This is a genomic window from Arthrobacter sp. TJ-240 (assembly GCF_058269195.1).
Genome location: NZ_JBZCNG010000004.1, coordinates 316371 through 337130 on the forward strand (window position 1 = coordinate 316371; position 20760 = coordinate 337130).

The 20760-nt window shown below is 70.2% G+C and carries 20 protein-coding genes and 1 pseudogene; 7 read left to right on the forward strand and 14 right to left on the reverse strand.

Going from position 1 to position 20760, the window contains the following annotated elements:
* Positions 1 to 53 precede the first annotated feature (53 nt).
* From AC4D2C_RS12425 to AC4D2C_RS12450, 6 genes are all read right to left on the reverse strand, one after another.
* Positions 54 to 1280 (reverse strand): helix-turn-helix domain-containing protein, encoded by a 1227-nt coding sequence (locus tag AC4D2C_RS12425; protein ID WP_490915196.1) that lies wholly within the window; start codon positions 1278 to 1280, stop codon positions 54 to 56.
* A gap of 109 nt (positions 1281 to 1389) precedes the next feature.
* Positions 1390 to 2622 (reverse strand): MFS transporter, encoded by a 1233-nt coding sequence (locus AC4D2C_RS12430; protein ID WP_490915197.1) that lies wholly within the window; start codon positions 2620 to 2622, stop codon positions 1390 to 1392.
* Positions 2619 to 3191, reverse strand: a complete 573-nt coding sequence (locus tag AC4D2C_RS12435) for a TetR/AcrR family transcriptional regulator (protein WP_490915198.1) — start codon at positions 3189 to 3191, stop codon at positions 2619 to 2621. The genes AC4D2C_RS12430 and AC4D2C_RS12435 overlap by 4 nt, the downstream gene beginning before the upstream one ends.
* Entirely contained in the window at positions 3188 to 3775 is a 588-nt protein-coding gene (locus tag AC4D2C_RS12440; protein ID WP_490915278.1) for a sugar O-acetyltransferase, read from the reverse strand. The genes AC4D2C_RS12435 and AC4D2C_RS12440 overlap by 4 nt, the downstream gene beginning before the upstream one ends.
* 98 nt (positions 3776 to 3873) lie before the next feature.
* The gene (locus AC4D2C_RS12445) at positions 3874 to 4323 is read right to left on the reverse strand and encodes a hypothetical protein (RefSeq protein ID WP_490905485.1); all 450 of its coding nucleotides are present in this window, start codon (positions 4321 to 4323) and stop codon (positions 3874 to 3876) included.
* A 65-nt stretch (positions 4324 to 4388) separates the two neighbouring features.
* Positions 4389 to 5234, reverse strand: coding sequence for an NAD(P)-dependent oxidoreductase (locus AC4D2C_RS12450; protein ID WP_490915199.1), 846 nt, complete (start codon positions 5232 to 5234; stop codon positions 4389 to 4391).
* Between the two features lie 96 nt (positions 5235 to 5330).
* Here AC4D2C_RS12450 and AC4D2C_RS12455 point away from each other — a divergent pair, with 96 nt between their 5' ends.
* Positions 5331 to 6449, forward strand: a complete 1119-nt coding sequence (locus AC4D2C_RS12455; RefSeq protein ID WP_490915200.1) for an NAD(P)/FAD-dependent oxidoreductase — start codon at positions 5331 to 5333, stop codon at positions 6447 to 6449.
* Between the two features lie 26 nt (positions 6450 to 6475).
* Here AC4D2C_RS12455 and AC4D2C_RS12460 read toward each other — a convergent pair whose 3' ends face one another.
* From AC4D2C_RS12460 to AC4D2C_RS12470, 3 genes are all read right to left on the reverse strand, one after another.
* On the reverse strand, positions 6476 to 7573 hold the full coding sequence (locus AC4D2C_RS12460; protein ID WP_490915201.1) for a LacI family DNA-binding transcriptional regulator: 1098 nt from the start codon (positions 7571 to 7573) through the stop codon (positions 6476 to 6478).
* A 3-nt stretch (positions 7574 to 7576) separates the two neighbouring features.
* Entirely contained in the window at positions 7577 to 8506 is a 930-nt protein-coding gene (locus AC4D2C_RS12465) for a PfkB family carbohydrate kinase (protein ID WP_490915202.1), read from the reverse strand.
* An 81-nt stretch (positions 8507 to 8587) separates the two neighbouring features.
* The gene (locus AC4D2C_RS12470; RefSeq protein WP_490915203.1) at positions 8588 to 9583 is read right to left on the reverse strand and encodes an SIS domain-containing protein; all 996 of its coding nucleotides are present in this window, start codon (positions 9581 to 9583) and stop codon (positions 8588 to 8590) included.
* Positions 9584 to 9851: 268 nt separating this feature from the next.
* Between AC4D2C_RS12470 and AC4D2C_RS12475 the strand changes: the two genes are divergently transcribed.
* The 3 genes from AC4D2C_RS12475 to AC4D2C_RS12485 are packed head-to-tail and all read left to right on the forward strand — an operon-like array spanning position 9852 to position 12926.
* Positions 9852 to 11168, forward strand: coding sequence for an ABC transporter substrate-binding protein (locus tag AC4D2C_RS12475; protein WP_490915204.1), 1317 nt, complete (start codon positions 9852 to 9854; stop codon positions 11166 to 11168).
* Entirely contained in the window at positions 11137 to 12096 is a 960-nt protein-coding gene (locus tag AC4D2C_RS12480) for a carbohydrate ABC transporter permease (RefSeq protein ID WP_490915205.1), read from the forward strand. The genes AC4D2C_RS12475 and AC4D2C_RS12480 overlap by 32 nt, the downstream gene beginning before the upstream one ends.
* Complete coding sequence (locus AC4D2C_RS12485; protein WP_490915206.1) at positions 12090 to 12926, forward strand: carbohydrate ABC transporter permease; 837 nt, start codon at positions 12090 to 12092, stop codon at positions 12924 to 12926. The genes AC4D2C_RS12480 and AC4D2C_RS12485 overlap by 7 nt, the downstream gene beginning before the upstream one ends.
* Before the next feature lie 29 nt (positions 12927 to 12955).
* Here the strand turns inward: AC4D2C_RS12485 and AC4D2C_RS12490 are convergent, their stop codons facing one another.
* Both AC4D2C_RS12490 and AC4D2C_RS12495 read right to left on the reverse strand, forming a co-directional pair.
* Entirely contained in the window at positions 12956 to 13621 is a 666-nt protein-coding gene (locus AC4D2C_RS12490) for an SDR family NAD(P)-dependent oxidoreductase (protein ID WP_490915207.1), read from the reverse strand.
* A 57-nt stretch (positions 13622 to 13678) separates the two neighbouring features.
* A complete protein-coding gene (locus AC4D2C_RS12495; protein ID WP_490915208.1) occupies positions 13679 to 14818 on the reverse strand; it encodes an ROK family protein in 1140 nt (379 codons plus the stop codon).
* A gap of 58 nt (positions 14819 to 14876) precedes the next feature.
* Here AC4D2C_RS12495 and AC4D2C_RS12500 point away from each other — a divergent pair.
* The 3 genes and pseudogenes from AC4D2C_RS12500 to AC4D2C_RS12510 all read left to right on the forward strand — a co-directional run.
* Positions 14877 to 15047, forward strand: a pseudogene (locus AC4D2C_RS12500) (carbohydrate ABC transporter permease); the annotation flags it as partial.
* A gap of 156 nt (positions 15048 to 15203) precedes the next feature.
* Complete coding sequence (locus tag AC4D2C_RS12505; protein ID WP_490915279.1) at positions 15204 to 16853, forward strand: glycoside hydrolase family 13 protein; 1650 nt, start codon at positions 15204 to 15206, stop codon at positions 16851 to 16853.
* A gap of 93 nt (positions 16854 to 16946) precedes the next feature.
* Entirely contained in the window at positions 16947 to 17564 is a 618-nt protein-coding gene (locus tag AC4D2C_RS12510) for a DnaJ family domain-containing protein (RefSeq protein ID WP_490915280.1), read from the forward strand.
* Between the two features lie 21 nt (positions 17565 to 17585).
* On the opposite strand, the gene AC4D2C_RS12515 is transcribed toward AC4D2C_RS12510, so the two are convergent.
* From AC4D2C_RS12515 to AC4D2C_RS12525, 3 genes are read right to left on the reverse strand one after another with little or no spacing between them, the layout of a single operon-like run.
* Positions 17586 to 18278: an NADPH-dependent F420 reductase gene (locus AC4D2C_RS12515; protein ID WP_490915209.1), complete on the reverse strand. Its 693-nt coding sequence runs from the start codon at positions 18276 to 18278 to the stop codon at positions 17586 to 17588.
* Positions 18279 to 18322: 44 nt separating this feature from the next.
* A complete protein-coding gene (locus AC4D2C_RS12520) occupies positions 18323 to 19072 on the reverse strand; it encodes a response regulator (RefSeq protein WP_490915210.1) in 750 nt (249 codons plus the stop codon).
* Positions 19069 to 20658, reverse strand: a complete 1590-nt coding sequence (locus AC4D2C_RS12525) for an ATP-binding protein (RefSeq protein WP_490915211.1) — start codon at positions 20656 to 20658, stop codon at positions 19069 to 19071. Before AC4D2C_RS12525 ends, AC4D2C_RS12520 begins: the two co-directional genes overlap by 4 nt.
* Positions 20659 to 20760: the final 102 nt, after the last annotated feature.

Genomic DNA, 20760 nt, shown 5'->3' on the forward strand with positions numbered 1-20760 from the left:
GGAGGGTGTCCATGGTCCCGGGGCAATATCGACGTCATCCGGGACGGGAGGGCTCACCCCGTCAGCGCGCGGGCCTGCTCCTGCAGTTCGCGGGCCTTCTCCTCCGCCCCGGCGTCCGAGTGCAGGCGTGCGGCCTCGGCGAGGTGGCGGGCCGCCTGTCGCGGGGCGTTGCTCGCGGCGTGGTACTGGCCGAGGCAGTCCTCCAGCTCGGCGACCGATTCGACATCGAGGACGGCGCGGTGCCGGTCGACGTCGTCCAGCAGTGCCTTCCCCCGGAGCAGGTCCGAGGTGAAGAGGGCGTAGCGGGCCTGGACGAGGCTGAGCTCGAGCCGCTGGAGCTGCGTGCCGACGAGCGTGAAACCGCGTTCGGCGTTGAGGATGGACTCGCGGACGGAGTCGTCCACGATGCCGACCTGCAGCTTGAAGCGCGCGCTGGCCTTGTGGAACTCGGCCCAGGTCTCGAGGTCGGCCTGCGGCAGCAGCAGTTTGGCCGCCAGGGCGTGCTGCTCCTGTCCTATCTCCACCTCCCCGCGGCGGAAGGCGACGTTGCCGATGGCCCAGGCGCCGCGGGCGACCTGGAGGGACGGCACGGAGGGGGCGCCCTCGGTGAGGTCGAGGGCCGTCGCCACCTCCCAGGCCTCGTCGAGGTCGCCCCTGACCGCCAGCGCGGCGATGAGGATGAAGGCGGCCTCCAGGCGGGCCGGAGCCAGCTCCGGCAGCTCGGCCGCGGACGCGATGGACCGGTGCGCGAGATCGACGGCTTCGGACAGGCGCCCTGTGGTGCGCGCGATCATGGACAGCCGGCCCTGCACGATGGAGCGCAGCTCGGCCGAGGCGATCGTCAGCGACGACTTCTCCATCTGCAGCAGGACGGACTCCGCCTCCTCCATGCGCCGCAGGGCGATCAATGACTGCGCCTGGAGCATGGACATGTCCCACCAGGCGGGAGCATTGCGCTGCTCGTAGGCGATGTTGGCCGCATGCTCGGCCTCCGACGCCACCAGGGCGTTGTCCTGCAGGTCGCGCGCGTAGTTCACGGCGAACATCGCACCGGCCAGGGCCGACTGGTCCTCGGCGTCCGGCGGCTCGACCCACCAGTTCAGCGTCTGCACGTCCATGCCCAGCCGCGAGGCGAAGTGCTGCACCATGTCCGGTGTAGGCTGGCGCAGTCCACGCTCGAGCAGGGAGATGAAATGGGTGGAGTACACCCCTGAACCCAGCTCGACCTGCGTGAGTCCCTTGGCAGTCCGCGCATGGCGCAGCATCTCCCCGAATCGCATGTGTTCCCCGTCCCCCATGTCTGCTGTCACTGCGACCCGCACTGCAGGGTCCGACGAGTGATCCTCCCTGTCTAGCAGATCCTCCGGACATTCGGGAACGGCGCGAGCGTCAGAGGTGCCGAGTCGGGACCCGCTTCGGGAGGACGGGGGAAGCCAGTAGCGTCAGGATGCCGGCCAGGGGAACCACGATCAGCCCGGCCCGCAGCGAGGAGGCATCGGCGACGGCACCGACGATCGGCGGGGAGAACAGGAACCCGAGGCGTAGCAGCCAGCTGATCACGGTCAACCCGGTTCCGGCTCGGAGCCCGGGCAGTTCGTCCGCGGAGTGCATGGCGGCGGGCACGAGTGTGGCGACGCCGAGACCCGCCAGGCCGAAGCCGAGGATGGTCAGCGGGACCGAAGGGAACAGCAGGGCCACCCCCATGCCGATGGCCGCCAGTGCCCCGCCCGCCTGTGCCACGGCACGCTGGCCGAACTGGTCCACGAGACGGTCGCCGAAGAGGCGGCCCACGAACTGGAAGGCGACGAGGGCGACGAAGCCGAGACCCGCGATGGTGGGCGTCGCTCCGAGGGAGCCGGACAGGTAGACGGCCGCCCACGTGCTGCCGGCGTCCTCGACGAGTGCCCCGGCGATGCCGATCACCACGAGCGCGGCGAGGATGCCGACCGTGACGAGCAGTTTCGGGCCGGCGTTATGGCTGCCCGTTGCGGTGCACGCGCCGTCGGGCTGCTGCGGCTCGGTCGGCTCGGGGCCGGGCAGGAGGAACCGGTAGCACACGAGGGTGAGCGCGCTGAAGAGGACGAAGGACACCGACAGGTGCAGTCCGCGCGGGATGTCGAGACCCGCCGCCGTCGCGCCCATCAGGCCGCCCAGCACGGCGCCGATGCTCCACACCGCGTGGAACGAGTTGAGGATGGAGCGCCGGTAGAGCTTCTGGACCCGCAGCCCGTGCGAGTTCTGCGCCACGTCCGTGATGGCGTCCATGGCACCCGCGAGGAACAGGGTGCCCGTCAGGACGGCCCACGACGGCGCGATGCCCGCCAGGAGGATCGACAGTCCGATGAGCCACGTGCCCACCGTCGCGACCCGCGAGGACCGGAAGCGGCGCACGAGGAAGCCCGAGGCGAGTCCCGCGGTGATCGCCCCGAGGGGGAACGCCGCGACGGAGACGCCGAACGCGGCGTTGCTGAGCTCCAGCCCGTCCTTGATGGCCGGGTAGTGCGGGAGGATGTTCGCGAACATCGCCCCGTTGGTCAGGAACAGCGCGCTCACGGCGAAGCGTGCCCTGCCCAGCCGCTGCGCGGTGTACTCCACGGGCTGCGTCGGCGCGTGAAGACTCATGGTCGGACGATCCTCTCGACGGCCGCACGGACCGTGCGGACGGGCATGGGGTCGAGCGACAGCGCGCGGTGCAGCGTGGTGCCCTCGATCAGCGCATCGAGCATGAAGGCGGTCTCGGGGTCGAAATGGGCGTGCAGGGCCTCGCGGCTGCGCGCCATCCACGCGTCGGTGATCGCGCGGAACTCCGGCCGCCGTGCCGCCAGGGCATAGAGCTCCAGGCCGGCGAGCATGGTCTCCGGGTCATTGAGCGTCTGCCCGGCGATGAGGCCGACGACGGCGTCGCCCGCCGCCTGGGCGGTCTCGGCCTTCGTCAGGGCCTGGTCGAAGGCGTCGGCCGTGCGCTCGGCGAGCCGCGTGAAGGCGGCCTGCAGGAGGTCGTCCATGCTGTCGAAGTGGTAGGTCATGGAGCCGAGGGGCACGTCTGCAGCAGCAGCGACACGGCGATGCGTGGTGCCGGCTACGCCATGTTCCGCGAGTACCCGGATGGCGACGTCGATCAGCCGGTCGCGTCGGCCGGGATCGTGACGACGCGACCGGGCCTCAGGATCGTGGCTCTGCCCGACGGTCATGGTCCGACCTCGCGGGTGACGCGTGCGGGATTCCCGACGACCACGACGCCGGCCGGGACGTCCCGTGTCACCACGGCGCCGGCACCCACGACGGAGTTCTCGCCCACGGTGACTCCGGCCAGGATGATTGCGCCTCCACCGATCCAGACGTTGTCCGCGATGGTGATCGGCCGGGCTGCCTCGATCTTCGCCCTCCGGGGTCCCGGCGACACGGGGTGGGTGGGGGTCAGGAGCTGCACGTTGGGACCGATCTGCACGTCGTCGCCGATGGTGATGGGTGCGACGTCCAGGGCGGTCAGATTGAAGTTGACGAAGGTGCGGGCGCCGATGGAGAGGTGGCTACCGTAGTCGACGGCCAGTGGCGCACGGACCTCCGTACCTTCTCCGAGGGAGCCGAGGAGCTCGGTGAGGATCGACCGGCCGGCCTCGGGGTCGCCCGGCCAGACGGAGGCGTACTGCGCCGCCAGCCGGATGGCGCGCCGACTCGCCGCCGCGAGGTCGGGGTCGTCGGCGACGTAGTCGTCGCCGTCGAGCATGCGCTGCCGCATGCTCCGCCCGTCGTCCTGGAGATACTCCGTGTGCATCCACCGCTCCTCGCGTCCGCCGTCATCGTTCGTGTACAAGCGTACGCATCTTACGTACGCTTGTACACACCCGCTGATCGCATGCCGCGGGAGCGGTCTCAGGCCTCGGGCGGCAGCGCCTCGTGGTGCTCCTTGCCCTTGGACCGGCGGTCCTCCTTCATCTCCGCTTCGAAGAGGTGGCGCTTGCCGTCGACGAGCGCATCGCGGGCCTCCTTCTCGAAGGCCTTGAACTCGGCGTAGTAGTGGTCGTCGTAGTCCTCCACGATCTGGAACGTCCACCGCCCCTCGATCACGTTGCGGCCGATGATCTCGTTCGCCAGCTTGTCGGCGATCCCGGTGTGGCCGGCCTTGCGGAACAGCTCCTCGGCATCGGAGAGGTTCAGGTCGGCCGTGCCGGTGAGGCGGTGGAAGCCGTAGAGGTAGCCGCGGGCGTGTTCCAGGACCTCGAGGGCCTCGGAGAGTTTGCCGAGGGCTTCGACCGTGATGTCGGAGACCCCGTCGGGGCGCTGGTGGTGTGCATCGGGACCGGGGGTGTCGAGGGTAGCCATACTTCGTACGTACCCAGACTGCCCGGTGTCCAGACAGCCGTGCCCGGCCCGGCTCGGACTTCCGCTCAGCCCAGTTCGGGCTTCGTGATCACAGCGATGTCGTCGTCGCCCGAGCCCGCACGCTGCGCGTCGGTGAGGGACTGCAGCACGGCGGTCACGGCGGGCAGCGGATCGGGGGTGGAGCGCAGCATGAGGCGCGCATCCTTGGCGAGGAGGTCCGCCGAGAACTGGGTGTCCCCGAACGTCCCGCCGGTGATGACGGGCCCCTTCATGCCGGCGATGACGCCGAGGCCTGTGCCCTTGAGGAGGTCCAGGACGCCCGCAGCGTCGAGGCCGTTGGCGCGGCCGAGGCGCAGCGCCTCCACGAGTCCCTGCAGGGTGACGCCGAGCGCGAGGTTGGCGAGCAGCTTGCCGGTCGCCGCGTCCGACGGCGTGGCGACCCGGCGGAGCCGTTCGGCGTCGGCCCACAGCGCGGCCAGCGGCTCGACGACGTCGACGTCCTCCGGCGCACCGCCGAGCAGCACGCCCAGCTGGCCCGCCCGGGCGGGGGCGAGGCTCCCGACCACGGGTCCGTGCACGTAGCGGACGCCGGCCGCGGCGGCGTAGTCGGCGAACTCGCGGGCGTCCTCGGGGGAGACCGTGGTGACATCCAGCCATACCGCTTCGGCGGGGATCTCCAGCCCGGAGAGCACCACGGCGCGCACGGTGTCCGGTCCGAAGAGGACCGTCAGCACCACGTCGGCGTCGCGGACGGCGTCCTCGGGCGAATCGGCCTGCGTGGCCCCGGCCTCGCGCAGCCGGCCGACGGCGGCCGCCGTCCGGTTCCAGGCGGTCACCTCGTGGCCGACGGCGAGGAGGTGCACGCCGAGTTCGTATCCCATGCGTCCGACGCCGAGCAGTGCAATCTTCATGAGTCCTCCGGTTACTGGTTGATGTGCTGTGGCCATTGTCCCGGACGCGACCCGTCTCACACACTGGACGAGATCACCGAGGGAAGGAACCAGACCATGAGTACGGCCCCCGCAGCACGCCGCGTCGCAGTCCTCGGCGGCGGCATCCTCGGAGTCTCGACGGCGGTGCACCTCCTGCGGGAGGGTGCGTCCGTCGTCCTGATCACGGAGGCGGACCTCGCGAGCGGAGCCTCGGGCAGGTCGCTGTCCTGGCTCAACAGTGCCGGCGAGCGGGCCACGCCGTACCACCAGCTGCGCATCGCGGGGATCGACCGGTACCGGACGCTGTTCGCCGCCGATCCGACCCGCGACTGGCTCCGCTTCGACGGCGGGCTCCACTGGGCGGGTGCCGGCGCGGACCAGGACACGGTGGCACGCCATGAGTACGAGAAGGCGCATGCCTACGACTCGGTCCTCGTGGCGCCCGCCGCGGTGGCTGACCACACCCCGGGTATCAGTCCTGAGGCCGTCGGGGCCGTAGCGATCTTCAATCCCGGCGAGGGCTGGGTGAGCCTGCCGCACCTGATCGACTTCCTGATGGGGGAGTTCACGGCCCGTGGCGGTGAACTCGTGACGAACGCCGGCGCGGCCCGCGTCCTCGTCGACCAGGGGCGCGCCGCCGGTGCCGTCACTCCCGCCGGGTCCTTCGCCGCGGACGGCGTCGTCGTCGCCTGCGGACCGCAGACCCCCGCCGTCGTCGCCGAGCTGGGGGTGGAGATCCCCGACGCCTCGCCGGTGTCCATGCTCGTGACGACCGCTCCCGTGGAGCACCCTGTCCGCGCGGTCCTCAACACGCCGCGGGCGGCCGTTCGGCCGAACCCGGGCAATACCCTCGCGCTCGACCACGACTGGTACGAGCAGAGCATCACGCAGGACGCGGACGGCACGTACTCGATCCCCGAGGAGGTCGTGAACGAACTGGCCGACGAAGCGGCCACTCTGCTCGAGGGTCGGCCGCAGCTCACGGCGGCGTCGTGGAAGATCGGGCGCAAGCCTGTCCCCGGGGACGGGGAGCCCGTGCTCGGCGAGCTCGACGCCGTCCCCGGCTGCTTCGTGGCCTTCACGCACTCCGGCGCGACGCTCGGGCTGATCGCGGGCGAACTGCTGGCGGGCGAGATCATGACGGGCCGCAGGCACCCGATGCTGGAGACTTTCCGCCCGGGCCGCTTCGCCTGACCCTTTTCCGCCGGTGCGTCCTGCGATCAGGGCATCCGCGGGGGCGGCCCGATGGACGAGCGGGTCCTGAGCTCTGCCGGGAGCATGTGCAGGCGCGGCTCGTACTCGGACGCGCCGATGCGCGACACCACCTGGTCGACGGCGAGCCGTCCCATCTCGTCCACGGGCTGGGCGACCATGGTCAGCGGCGGCTGCATGACCGTCGCCCAGCTGGTGTCGTCGAAGCCCACGAGGGAGACGTCCCCCGGGTAGGAAAGACCCAGGCCCTGGACCGCGTGAAGGGCGCCGATGAGCGCCTCCGCCTCCGACGCGAAGAGGGCGGTGGGAGGGTCTGCCGACTGGAGCATCGCATGGGCGGCCTTCGCCGCGGACTCCTCCGTCTTCACCCCCGTGGTGACCAGGGCCGGCGCGTAGGGGATCCCTGCATCCTGGAGCGCATCCAGGTACCCGCGCAGCCGCTCGGCGTCGCTCCACAGGCTGCGCGTGTTGACGGTCAGGAGGTCGTCCAGGGTCTCGATGCCGGCGTCGGTGGTGGGGCCCCACAGGAACCCGATGCGGCGATGGCCGGCCTCGATGAGCGCGCGGGTCACGCGCCGGGCCTCCGCCCTGTTGTCGACCACCACGGCGTCGAGGTGCAGCCCGGGGATCAGCCGGTCGATCAGCACCACCGGCGTGCCGCGCCGGGTCGCCTCGGTCAGGTGCTCCGCCTCGGGTGCGCCGACCGCCGCGGAGGACACCACGATGCCGTCCACCTGCTTGTCGAGGAGGACCCCCACGGCGTGCCGCTCGGCCGCCAGGTCCTCATAGGTGCTGATGACGATCACGTCGAGGTTCCGTGCGCTCGCCGCGTCCGACGCCCCGCGGATCAGGCCCGAGAAGAAGGTGTTGCCGATGTCCGCGACGACGATCCCGAGCGAGTTCGTGACACCGGTGGTCATGCTCCGTGCCAGGATGTTGGACCGGTACCCGAGGCGCTCCGCCGCGGCGAGGACACGCTCGCGGGCCACGGCGCTGACCGACCCGTAGCCGCCCAGCGTGCGCGCCGCCGTCGCCCGCCCGACGCCGGCCTCCGCGGCGACGTCGGAGATGGTGGGCGCGCTGCTGGAAGGATGCTCGGACGCCATGGGCTAATGGTAGCGAGGGAGCGGGACGCCGGAGTCGGCCAGCGCGGCGCGCGCGCCGTCCGGGTCCGCCTCCGAGAACGGCCAGCCGCGCCCGAACGCCCCCTCCACGGTGCACTGCCGCGCGGAGTACAGGGCGGCCGTCCGCATCGCGGCCGCCACATGCCCGGCGTCGACGCGCCGGTCCCGGGACCAGCCGGCCCCCACCAGGTCGAGCAGGAAGGCGGTCAGGTACGCGTCCCCGCAGCCCATCGTGTCGACGATCGACGACGGTGGGACGAACTCCGCGCCGCCCTCGTGGAACACGCCCCCGTCGAGGAAGAGGGCGCCGTCGGTGCCCCGTGTCGCGAGCGCGGCGCCGGCGCCGTGGCGGACCGCCGTCAGGAGGAGTTCGTGCGACTCGCGGTCGCTGAGGTCGGCGCAGGAGAACTGGCCCAGATCCACGGAGGGGCACACGGCGGCGAGATAGGCATCCGAGCGTCGGTCGTCGTCGGAGGAGAAGTCGAAACTCACGCGGGGGACGGCGGCCCGAACGGCCGGGAGGTGCTCCTCGATGCCGGAATAGACACTCGAGTGCACGACGTCGAACCGGCCGATGTAGTCGAGGTCCTCCGGGGACGGCCGGAAGGGCTCGCTCAGGGTGATCCCTCCGCCGTTCCAGTCCAGGAACCTCCGTTCGCCCTCCTCGAGCCGGATGTTGGTCCAGCCGCTCGGTCCGTCGCGGGTGACGGCGTGCGAGATGTCGACGGACTCGGCCAGCAGGGACTCCTTCAGGAGGTCACCGAACCGGTCGGCGCCGAACACGCCGAGGTACGCCGACTCGGCCCCGAGGCGGCGCGCGAAGACGGAGAAGTTGACGCTGTTGCCGCCCGGATAGGAGGTGCGGCGGTCGATGAAGCGGTCGACGATGTTGTCGCCGAGGCCGAGAACGCGCATGGGTGCCTTGCTGCTCGAAGGAGGGACCATCGGCCGGGTGCCGTGCACCCGGCCGATGGCGGGATCATGCCGGAGGCCGGCTCAGTACTCCACGACCCGGTAGTACCGGCGCAGGTCGAGCGAGTGGTCGCGCTGCTTCTCGAGGTGCTTGCTGATCCGGCTCGTGATCGTGTCCATGACCAGCGGGCCGAGCAGGCCCCGGAACTCGTCGTCGATCCCTTCCAGCGGGTAGTCCGCCGTGTCGAGGACGGTGGTGGCTTTCGAGTACTTCTCGGAGAACGCGACGACGCGCTCCATGAGGGGGCGCGTCTCGTCCTCGCCCACGAAGAGCAGGACGCTCGTGTCCTCCTCGATCAGCTCGAGCGAGCCGTGGAAGAACTCCGCTCCGTGCACCCTCGTGGTGTGCAGCCACTGCATCTCCTCGAGGATGCACATCGAGTACAGGTACGCGTGGCCCCAGAGGTTCCCGCTGCCCACCACGAAGTGGAAGTCGGTGTCCCTGTGGCGTTCCGCGAAGGCCTCCGCCATCGGTTCGGCCTGGCGGGCCACGGCGACGAGGGCCTTCGGTACGGCAGGCAGCTGGTCGACCAGCTTGTCGTAGCCGGCGAACTCGCCGCGCTCCGACAGGAAGCGTGTGGTGAAGAGCAGCAGGCCGAGATCGAAGGGCCAGGCGTCCGGCTCGGTGATGAGCGCGTGATCCACGGCCCGCGCGATCGGGCTGTCCGCGATCCCGGTGAAGCCGACGGTGCGGACACCGCGGTCCCGGCAGTACTCGATGCATCGGACGACGTCCTCGGTGGTGCCCGACGCCGAGGTGAAGACGGCCACCGCGCGCTCGTTCAGCAGGGCGTCGCCCGAGAGGACCAGTTCCGCGGCGATGGCCGAGCGGACGGGGACGGTGGTGCTGCGGCGCATGAGGTGCTCGTAGGGCCACATGGCGGCGTAGGTTCCTCCCGACCCGATGAGGAAGACCGCCTCGACGCCGGCGAGGCCGCCGACGACGTCCTCGATCTGCGGCTGGAGGGCGAGGAAACTCTGGGCGCGTGTGAGGAACTGGTCCTCATCGAACTTCAGCATGGTGATCCCTTCGAAAGAGGCGAGAGTGACCAGTTGATACCGGTATCACCGGCACATCGTTGCACGGAGAATTCGAGAGCGTCAACCATCCCGAACCGCAGCCGAGCAGTGGGAGGAGGTCGGGCAAACTTTGTGCCGACGCCTCTGGTACCGGTATCAAACTTGCGCTACTGTGATCCGCACCACGTGGAAAGGGCGGGCCGATCGGGCAGCCGCCGTCCGCAGGGAAGCTTCCGGGGAGGTCCCGGTCCATGAAGGAGGCTCGGCCATGAACAACGTCCGACTGAGAGTGTGTGCGGTGTCCGCCGCGGTAATGATCGGCCTCACGGCCTGCGGAGGGGGGACCGACGTCGAGGCGGCCGACCTCACGGCCGAGCCCGAGTACGAGGGCACCCTCTCGATCCTCACCAAGTTCGGCGGCGAGCCGCTCTCGCCGTACTTCGAGGACCTGGCCGCCGAGTACACGTCCATGCACCCGGAGGTCGATTTCGAGATCATCCAGGAGACCGACCAGAGCATCAAGGACAAGACGAAGACGCTCGTCGCCTCGTCCGCCCTGCCGGACATCTACTTCTCGTGGACCGGCGACTACGCGGACAAGTTCATCGAGGGCGGACTGGCCACGGACCTCACCTCGGTGCTGGCGCCGGACTCCGAGTGGGGGAGCACCTTCGGGGCGGCGTCGCTGGATGCGTTCGCGAAGGACGGGAAGTACTTCGCCGTCCCGCTCTACAACAACGGCAAGTTCATGGGCTACAACAAGGCTGTCTTCGACGCCGCCGGCGTCGCCGTCCCCACCACGTTCGAGGAGCTGATCGCCGCCTGCCCGAAGCTCGAGGAGCAGGGCGTGGAACCGTTGGCCTTCGGGAACAAGGACGGCTGGCCCGGGCTGCACTTCCTCCAGCAGCTCTTCGCCTACAACGTCCCGCAGGACGTGCTCGAGAAGGACTTCGACCCTGCCACGGCCACCTGGGACCACCCGGGATACGTGAAGTCGCTCGAGGAGTTCCAGACGGTGGTGCAGGACTGCACCGGTACCGGGACCGACTCCAACGGCGTGCTGTACTCGACGGCGCAGCAGGCGCAGTCGTCCGGTCAGGCCGCCATGTACTTCCAGGAGATCCTCGAGTTCGATTCGGTGGTCACCCAGTCCTCCGCGATCACGCCCGAGGACTTCGGGATCTTCGCGCTGCCGGCACCCGAGGGAGCCGAGGGCGACCCCACTGCGCTCGAGGGCTCGCCCGAGGGCATGATGGTCAACGCCAAGTCCCCGCGCCAGGCCCTCGCCGTCGACTTCCTCCGGTTCGTCACCAGCAAGGCCAACGCCGAGACGCTCGCCGGTGCTCCCTACAGCCAGCCGAGCACGATCGTCGGCGCCGTGTCGGACGCGACGGCGAGCCCCGCCGTCGTCGAGGGTGTCACCGAGCTGAACGAGGCCGGCTACCTCCTCGGCTGGCTCGACGCCGTCACCGTGCCCGACGTCGCAGACGCATGGCTCGCCGGTGGCGAGGCGCTCGTGTCCGGATCCGAAACCCCCGAAGAGGTCCTGAGCAATGTCCGCGCCGCTTCGGACAGCGCCGAATAGGACGGCCGCCACACCGCTGCCTCTCCACGCCGTGGAGGCAGCGGTGCGGCGCCGCCGCAGGCCCCGCGGCTGGGCATGGCTCGCACCGGCGCTCCTGCTGCTGGGTGTGTTCGTGTACCTCCCGCTGCTGCAGAACCTGCAGTACAGCGTCATGAAGTGGGACATCTATGCAGGGGGCTCCACCTTCGTCGGGCTGGCGAACTACGAGAAGCTCGTCGGCGACCCGGTGTTCTGGCGCGCACTGTTCAACAACTCGGCCTATGCCGCCGTCTCCCTGGCCTGCCAGGTCTTCGGCGCGCTGCTCCTGGCCGCGCTGGTGGAGGGCCTGCGGTCCGAGCGCTGGCGGCGGGCGCTCCGGGCCGTCTACTTCGTCCCGTCGGCGATCTCCCTGACGGTCGCAGGGCTGCTGTTCTACTTCGTCTACGAACCGGAACTGGGCATCCTCAACGCGCTCCTGAGGGGCGTGGGGCTGGACACCCTGACGCAGGCGTGGCTGGGGCAGGAGGGCACCGCGATCTGGGCCGTGATCGCGATGAGCCAGTGGCAGGGCTTCGGCTACTCCACGCTGCTGTTCGCGATCGCCATCCAGCGGATCCCGCAGGATCTCTTCGACGCGGCGTCGCTCGACGGCGTCGGCCCCATCCGGCGGTTCTTCCAGGTCACCGTCCCCCTCACCCGTGAGATGACCGGACTGATGATCATCGTCACGCTCTCGGGGGCGTTCCAGGTGTTCAACGAGGTCATGGTCATGACCAGCGGCGGTCCCAACAACTCGAGCCAGGTCCTGGTGACATGGCTCTACCGGATGGGGTTCGGCCGGAACGACTTCGGTTACGCGGCAGCCATCGCCACGGTGATCTTCGTGCTGACGCTCGGTATCGCACTGCTGCAACTGGCCATCACACGGAAGAGGAGAGTGGAATGGTGAGCCGATCGACTGTCCTCGGCGTGATCCTGCGCACCTTCGTCGCGTCCTTCCTGCTAGCCCTGGCCGTCGTCGTGGTCTACCCGCTGCTCTGGATGGTCCTCAACGGCTTCAAGACCAACAGCGAGCTCTTCGGGAACCCCTTCGCGCTGCCGCTCCAGTTCACCTGGGAGAACTACGCCAAGGCGTGGAACCGCGGTGTGAGCAGCTACCTGATGACGAGCATCCTCGTGACCGTGACGTCGACGATCGCGACCGTCTTCATCAGCGCCTGGGCCGCGTACGGCCTCACGCGGATGCAGATCCCCTTCAGCCGGACGGTCCTCGCGCTGATCCTCGGCGGCCTGATGCTCGCCCCCGCCGTCGCGCTGATTCCGCTCGTCAGGATGTTCCAGGCGCTCGGCCTCTACAACACGTTCTGGGCGCTGCTGATCCTGTACGTGGCCTTCCGGATCCCGTTCACCACGTTCCTGATCCGCGCGTATATGGTCGACCTGCCGCTGGAGATCGACGAGGCGGCGGCCGTGGACGGGGCCGGCAAGGCGAGGGCGTTCTGGAGCATCGTCCTGCCCATGTGCAGGCCGATCCTCGTCTCCAGCGTGATCCTGAACATCCTCTTCACCTGGAACGAGTACCTGTTCGCGATGGTCTTCACCAGCGGGGGAGACCTGCAGACGCTGCCCATCGGGCTGACCAACCTGATGAGCAAGCACGGAACCGAGTACCCCGTGGTCTTCGCGGGCATGACCATCGCGGCCGTCCCGGTCATCCTGCTCTTCTTCCTCACCCAGAAGTACTTCGTCAAGGGACTCGCGGACGGCGTCGGGAAGTAGCGCGGGGCCGGATGCGAGCGCGAGGGGTGTCAGTCGGCGCTGACCTGGTGGCGGAAGGTGTCCCGCCTGGCGTGCAGGCCCCAGAGGAGGTCGGCGAGGACGTTCGGGTCCTTCTCCGGGTCGCCCTCGATGATCCGTCCGCCGATGATGAGCTGCGACACCTGGATGCCCTCTTCGCCGAGGACCTCGTGGAGGAGCTGCGCGTAGGCGGCCTGACCGGCGAAAGCCACCGACGTCCCCGTGACGGACCGTCCGGGCTTCACCGCGGATCCGCCGTTGACGAAGAGGATGGTGCCGCGGTTCTCGCCGAGGAACCGCATGCCGGGCAGCACCTGGTGGACGGCGGCGACGGGTCCGTAGATGGAGAACTCGATGGGACCGCGAAGGTCGGCGGGTGTCGTCTCGAGGACGGGCCGCATGAAGTCCTTCTGGGGGAGGGGGCTGTACTGCAGCACCTCAATGGGGCCGAGGGTCTCGGTCGCCGCCTCGAGTGCGGCGGTGATGGAATCGGGGTTTCGGACGTCCGCCGTGAAGCCGCGAGCGTGGATCCCTTCCTTGCCGAGATCCTCCGCGAGGGCGTCGAGCTTGCCCTGGTTGCGGGAGATGAGCGCGACGGAGAATCCCTCGGCTCCGAAACGCCGTGCCACTGCGGCTCCGAGGCCGCGTCCTGCTCCGATGATTGCGAGAGTTGTCATGTCCGGTTCAAGAGCATCCGGGCCGTAATCATTCCGTGACGTGCCGAGGGCCCCGTCCTAGTGCAGCGTGCCGAGGATGATGCGCTGGATGACGGCGGCGGCGGCACCGCGCGCCCACTGGGCGAAGTCCGAGGGCCGGCGGCTCAGTCGGAGGGGTGAGGCCTCGGGATCACGGTGGTAGGCGATCGCGTCCCGGAGTGCGGTCTCCGCGACGTCCGCGAGGTCCATGCCCTCACCCGAGAGGACCACGAGGTCCACCATCGTCAGGTTCGCGACCGCCGAGACCAGCAGGCCCAGCGACCGGCCGGCCGCCTCGACGACGGCGCCCGCCACCGGATGGCCCGTTGCCGCGAGGTCGAGGATCTCCGCGTAGGACAGCCGCTCCCCGGTGGTCGCGGCGAACCGGGAGCGGATGGCGGGGATGGTGAGCACCGCCGAGGAACACCCGCGGTGCCCTTCCCTGCAGCGGGGCCCGGACGGGTCGAGGGGATAGTGGCCCACGAGGCCCAGGCCGGCGTCGGGCGGGGCGATGACGGCGTCGTTGATGACGAGGCCGTAGCCCACGCCCGCACCCACCGTCAGGACGGCGAAGTTCTTCTCCCCACGCCCGGCGCCGAACCACTGCTCGGCGACCGTGAGGGCCACGACGTCGTTCTCCACGGCGACGGGCAGCCCGGTCCGCTGTTGCAGGAGTTCGGCGAGGGGGACGTCGCGCCACCCGAGGAACGGGGCGCGCAGCACCATCCCGCCGGGGCCCACCTTGCCGCCGATGCTGATGCCGATGCCGCTGAGGCCGTCGAGGGGGCCGAGCTCCGCGACGGCGTCGAGGATGGCTCCGAGGACGTCCTGCACGTCGTGGCCGGGCAGCGCCCGTTCGCTCGCACCGACCACGTCGCACTTCAGGTTGGTGGCGACCGCGGCGGCGGTGTCCCCGGTGAGCTTGACGCCGACGAACCGGTGTGAGTCCGGGCTGATCTCCAGGGGGCGGATGGGCCGCCCGATCGAGGCGACGGCGGCTCCGTCCGCTTCACGGAGCATGCCGGAGTCGAGCAGGGGCTTGCTGAGGCGGGTGAGGCTCGCCACCGACAGACCGAGGCGTGCCGCGAGGTCGCCGCGCGAGATGGGGCCGCGGATCAGGACTTCGCGCGCGAGCGCCCGGGCGGGGCTGGAGGGGGCGAGCGAGGTGACCGCGTCCATGGGCTTCCGTTCACACGAGGGGACTTATTTTCAGGTTAGCGCTGATGCTTCCCCCGGGCCGTCGGCCCGGACACCTCCGCTGGCACAGTTCACCTTGCAGGGGCAATCCAATACCGACTACCCGGTGGCATTCGCGTCGTACCTCATGGCGATGGCACCGTTGTCAGTGGTGTACCTGTTCGCACAGCGCTCGGTGATCTCGGGCGTGATGCGCGGATCGTCCAGGTAGCACCCTTCCCCGATCGTTCTCCGAACCACCTTCGAAAGGCCCGCCCCCGTGACTTCCACCGTCGATCCCGACGTCGAATCCGCCGTCGACGCCACCGCGGAGCTCTCCGCCGTCGACGCCACCGCGGAGCTCTCCGCCGACGCTCTCGCCGAGCGCATGCAGGACCCGCACTGGTGGCGGCAGGCGGCCGTGTACCAGATCTACCCGCGCAGCTTCGCCGACTCCGACGGCGACGGCATCGGTGACCTGAAGGGCATCACATCCCGGATCCCGTACCTCGCGTCGCTCGGCGTGGACGCCGTCTGGCTCAGCCCGTTCTACCCGTCGGCGCTCGCCGACGGCGGGTACGACGTCGACGACTACCGCGACGTGGACCCCAAGCTCGGCACGCTCGAGGACTTCGACGACATGATCGCCGCGCTGCACGCGGCCGGCATCAAGCTCGTCGCGGACATCGTGCCCAACCACACCTCCGACCGCCACGCATGGTTCCGGGAGGCGCTGGCCTCGCCCCGGGGATCGGCTGCCCGCGAGCGGTACATCTTCCGTGACGGGCTCGGCCCCGACGGCGCGGAGCCGCCCTCCGACTGGGACTCCGTGTTCGGCGGCCCGGCCTGGGAGCGGACGGAGGACGGCCAGTGGTACATGCACATCTTCGCCCGCGAGCAGCCGGACCTGAACTGGGACAACCGGGAGGTCCGCGACGACTTCCTGAAGACCCTGCGCTTCTGGTCCGACCGCGGCGTGGACGGGTTCCGTGTGGACGTGGCCCACGCCCTGACGAAGGACATGACCGAGCCGCTGCCGTCCAAGGCGGAACTCGGCCCCGAGGGCGGCGACAACCGCGGGATGCACCCCTTCTGGGACCGCGACGAGGTGCACGAGGTGTTCGCCGAGTGGCGCACGGTGTTCGACGAGTACACGCCGCCGCGCACCGCCGTGGCCGAGGCCTGGGTGCATGCCGACCGCCGCGCCCGCTACGCCAGCCCCGAAGGGCTCGGCCAGGCGTTCAACTTCGACCTCCTCAAGGCCGACTGGAACCCCCTCCAGTTCCGCGAGATCATCACGAAGAACCTCGTCGAGGCCACGTCCTCGGGTGCGTCATCGACGTGGGTCTTCTCCAACCACGACGTCGTCCGGCACGCCACGCGCTACGGCCTGCCGCCCGCCGGCCCCGAGAGCGAGGACGGCCAGGACGGCGCGGCGTGGCTCATGAGCGGCGGCACCGAGCCGCAGCTCGACCGTGAGCTCGGCGAACGCCGGGCGCGCGCCGTCTCGCAGCTCATGCTCGCCCTGCCCGGCTCCGCCTACCTCTACCAGGGCGAGGAGTTGGGCCTGCACGAGGTCGCCGACATCGCCGACGAGGACCGCCAGGACCCCACGTTCTTCCGCAACAAGGGTGTCGACGTGGGCCGGGACGGCTGCCGGGTGCCGCTGCCGTGGACGCGTGACGGCCAGTCCTTCGGCTTCGGCTTCGGCGGCGCGCACCTGCCGCAGCCCGCGTGGTTCGGCGAGTACGCCGTCGAGGTGCAGGAAGCGGACCCGTCCTCCAGCCTCAGCTTCTACCGCCGGGCGCTCGCGCTGCGGCGCGAACTGCAGGGGGAGGAGGACTTCGCGTGGGTCGACGAGCCCTCCGACGACGTCCTGCACTTCACGCGTCCGAACGGCTGGCACAGCATCACCAACTTCGGGTCCGTGCCGGTCGACCTGCCCGAGGGGACCGTGCTGCTGAGCAGCTCACCGCTCGAGGACGGCAGGCTGCCGGGCGACACGACGGCCTGGCTGGTCCACCGTCCGACCGGCTGATCCAGGGTCCGGCGCCGGGAGAATCGGTTGCGGGGCCGCCTGCGACCTCGGGATACTGGGAGGACCGGCAGCACCAGGCGGAGGGGTAGCGGCATCAGCGGATTCCGGGAGAACGAGGAGAGGCTGCGCAGGGCGGCCCAGGTCCGGGCTGCCCGTGGCGCAGGGGACGCGAGCGATGCGCTGGCCGAACTGGAACGGCAGGACGACGAGGACGCCGCCGACGGCGAGATGGCACCGCTGCGTGAGGGCGAGGACGAGGTCAAGCGGGCCCGCCTGATCGTGGACCGCGCCGTGGCCCGCGGCGACTTCGACAACCTGGCCCTCGCCGGCAAGCCCATCCCGGGACTGGGCGAGGCGCACGACCCCGACTGGTGGGTCAAGGGCCTGATCCAGCGCGAGAACATCACGGGGCTCGGGCCTGCGGCCATCATGCTGCGCAGGGAGGACGCCGAACTGGACGGCCGCCTCGACCGCCAGTACACCGAGCAGCAGGTCCGCGAGATCCTCGACGACTTCAACTACCGCGTGATCGACGCACGGCGCCAGCTCCTCGGCGGGCCGCCCGTCATCACCAAGCTCCGCGACGTCGACGCCGAGGTGGAGCGCTGGCGCGACCGCAGGGAAGCGGCCCGCCGGTCAGCCGAGGCCGAGGCGCCGCCCGAGCCTCCGAAGGCGTCCTTCTGGCGGCGGGTCTGGCGCGGCAGGAACTGACGGGCAGGACCGCGCCAGGGGCTACATGTCGGCGTAGCGCCTGGCCTGCGCGAGCGCCTCGCGCATCCCTGCGGCGTCGTGCACCGTCCCGTACGCGGGGGTGTCGCGCTGGTAGCGCCAGCCCTCGGCGAGGGGACCCGCGTCCACGGCGTCGAAGCCGAACTCGTCGAGGAGCTCCACGACGGCCTGCTTCGCGTCCGAGTCGTCGCCCGCGATGGGTAGCGCCCGGCGGTTCGGTATGCCGGCGGGTGCCCCGTCCGTGGTCAGCTGCGAGGCGGCGATGTTGTTGAAGACCTTGACCACGGACGAGCCCGGCAGGTGGCGCTGCACGAGCTCGCTCGTCGTCGTGCTCTCGTCGTCCAGCTCGGTGATCCGCCCGTCCCTGGACTCGTAGTAGTTGCAGGTGTCGATCACCAGCTTGCCCGCGAGGGGCTCCACCGGCACGGTGTCGAGGGCCTTCAGCGGGATGGTGACGACGACGACGTCGCCCTCCGTCGCCGCCTCCTGCGTGGTCCCGGCGCGCGCCGCGTCGCCGAGCTCGCCGATCAGGTCGGAGAGTGTGTCCGGGCCGCGGGAGTTGCTCATGATGACCTGGTAGCCGCGCGCGACCGCGAGGCGTGCGAGCTGCGAGCCGATATGACCGCTGCCGATGAAGCCGATGGTGCTGCGCCGGGCATCCGACCGGTTCGTCCGGTTCGTCCTGTTCTCGCTCATGTCCAGCACAACCGTCCTGAACGGCAGTTATTCCTCCTGCCCGCTCACCCGCGGGCGGCGCCGTCCGTCCAGACGTAGAACTTCTCGGGACGCCCCGCCGATCCGTATTGCGGGACGATCCGTGCCTGCCCCCGGGCCACGAGGAATTCCAGGTACCGACGGGCGCTCACGCGCGCCATTCCGAGGCGCTCTGCGACGTCGGACGCCGAGGTCCCGCGGCCCTGGCTGCGCAGGTCCAGCATGACGGCGTCGAGCGTCGGCGCGGAGAGGCCCTTGGGCGTGGTGATCGTGGCGGTGGCCGACGGCACGCCACCCCCGCGGGTTCCCGTCGTCGTGCGCAGGAGCTGGTCGATACGCCCCTGGTCGAGAGCCGCCGAGCCGTCCGCCGCGTGGGTGTCGAGGTCGCGGCGGTAGGCCACGTAGGAATCCAGCCGCTGGTTCAGCACTGCAGCGCTGAACGGCTTCACGAGGTAGTGCAGCACCCCGCCGGCGACGGCCGCGCGGACGGTGTCGAGCTCCCGGGCGGCAGTGATGGCGATGACGTCCAGCGGGTCGCCGGGCCGGTTCCGCAGTGCGCGCAGCACGTCGATGCCCGTCATGTCGGGCAGGTGGATGTCCAGCAGCACGAGGCGCGGCCGCAGGGTCTCGGCGAGCTCCAGCGCCCGCGCACCGGTGTGCGCTGCGCCGACGACGTCGAACGCGCCGTGCGCGAGCAGGAACCCGGTATGGATCCCGGCCACCTCGTGGTCGTCGTCGACCACCAGGGTGGGGATCGGGGCAGGCGCGGCGGTCATGGCACCTGCAGGTGGGGTCGCGGGGCGTCGACGAGCGACGGTGCGAGCCAGACCGTGAATTCGGCTCCGCCGAGGTCGGATTCGTCGACGACCACGTGTCCCGACCGGCGCCGGGCGATCCGGTCCACGAGCGCGAGGCCGAAGCCGCGCGTCCCGGTGGAGCCGCCGTCCTTGGTGGAATAGCCCGAGGAGAAGATGCCGTCGACGTCCTCGGGGGCGATGCCGGGGCCGTTGTCGGCCACGGTGATCCTGGTGTGGTCCTCGTCGGCAAGGTGCACCGCGATGAGCCCATCGGGTCGTCCGCTGCCGGTCACGGCTTCCATCGCGTTGTCGATGAGGATGCCGAGCACGGTGACGACGTCGGTGGTGCCGTCGGGCTCGAGCACCGAGGTGTCGTCGATGGTCAGGGTGATGCCCTTCTCCGCTGCGATGGTGCTCTTGGTCATGAGCAGGCTTGCGGCGTCCGGATCCTGGATGCCGGGCGCGATGCTCCCGGACACGAGCGATCCGCCGTGCCCGGAGCGGGAGATGAAGTCGACGGCCTGCGCCGTGCGGCCGAGCTCGAGCAACCCGGAGATGGTGTGCATCCGGTTCGCGAACTCGTGGGCCTGGGCCCGAAGTGCCTGTGTGGCGTCGCGCTCGCCGTCGAGGTCCGTGAGCAGCTGGTAGAGCTCGGTGCGGTCGCGGAGGATCATGACGCGGCCCACGCGCTTGCCGTCCACGAGGGCGTCCGTCGTACGGGCGAGGAGCACGCGCTCGCCGGACAGGACGGTCTCGTCCGTGTCTGCGGGGTCGGTGAGCACCCGGGCGAGGGCCGGTTCCATGACGTCCGCCGCCAGCCTGCCCGTCGCGGCGTCGTCGAGCTCCAGCAGCCTCTTCGCCTCGTCGTTGAGCAGCGCGATCCGGTGGTGCTCGTCAATGGCGACCACCCCCTCGCTGATGCCGTGGATCATGGCGTCGCGCGTCTCCAGGAGGGACGCGATCTGCTCCGGTTCGAGGCGGTAGATCCGCCGCCAGACGAGCCGGGAGATCCAGATCGCTCCCGCCGAGCCGACGAGCGCGGCCACGATCAGCCACGCCAGCAGGCGGGGGAGGTCCTCGTAGAGGTCGGCGTCGAGCTCGGACTCGAGGGTGCCGACCGACGCCGTGCCGATGATGGCGCCGTCGCGGTCGAAGATGGGGACCTTCACGCGCCAGGACTTACCGAGCGTGCCGGTCTGCGTGCCCACGAAGGTGTCACCGGAGAGAGGCACCGACGGATCGGTGGAGACGACCTCGCCGATGAGCTCCGGATTGGGGTGGGAGTACCGGATGCCGTCCTCGTCGGTGACCACCACGTAGGTGACGCCCGTGGACTGGCGGATCAGGTCGGCGATGGGCTGGATCGTCGCGCTGGGATCCGCCTCGTCGAAGGCATCGATGACCGAGGGCAGCTGCGCCACCGACCGGGCGACGCCCACCATGCGGTCCTGGTACTGCTCCCGGATCTGCTGGCGCTGCATGGCGACGGCGGTGGAACCGGCGACGGCGACGATCACGAGCACGATGGCCAGCTGCAGGAGGAACAGCTGTGATCGAAGCGACATCGACCTGATCATCTCCATAGTGTGACACGCCTGGGCGCGTCACACCGGGGCGCCGTCGGACCCCGCCTGGCCCGTGGGACCACAAAGACCAATACGAGCACT